Below are 543 nucleotides of genomic sequence, written 5' to 3' on the forward strand. Positions count from 1 at the left end.
AGCGCGCAGGCGGCGGCCCCGAGGGCGAGCGCGCAGAACAGCAGCGAGGAGGCACCCCAGCCGCCGAAGGCCTCGTGGGCGAGGCCGAAGCCGAGGGGCCCGAGCGAGGCGATGGTGTAGCCGACGCCCTGCGCCATGGCCGAGAGCGCGGCGGCCCCTTGCGTGTCCCGCGCGCGCAGCACGATGACGGTGAGCCCGAGGCCGAAGCAGCCGCCGATCCCGAAGCCGAGCCCGAGCGTCGCCGGCACGAGCAGGGCGACCGGGCCGTGCGCCGTCGCGAGGTAGCACGCGACGGTGAGCCCGACGATGGCGAGCGCCGCCCCGCGCTGGTCGCGCAGCTTCGCCGCGAGGGTGGGCAGCAGCAGGGCCGCGGGCGCCTGCCCCACGCTCATCAGGGCGGCGACGAACCCGGCATCGACGGTGCTCAATCCCCGGTCGTGCAGCAGCAGGGGCACCCAGCCGAACAGGATGTAGGCGAGCGCCGATTGCAGGCCCATGAAGCCGGTGACCTGCCAGGCGAGCGGCTCGCGCCAGATCGCCCGG

The 543-nt window shown here is 75.7% G+C and carries 1 protein-coding gene; it reads right to left on the reverse strand.

Annotated elements, in window-relative coordinates:
- On the reverse strand, positions 1-543 hold a 543-nt coding region (locus AX737_RS34505; protein WP_348626805.1), incomplete at both ends, for an MFS transporter.

This window comes from Methylobacterium sp. CCH5-D2 (assembly GCF_001556475.1).
Lineage (GTDB): Bacteria > Pseudomonadota > Alphaproteobacteria > Rhizobiales > Beijerinckiaceae > Methylobacterium > Methylobacterium hispanicum.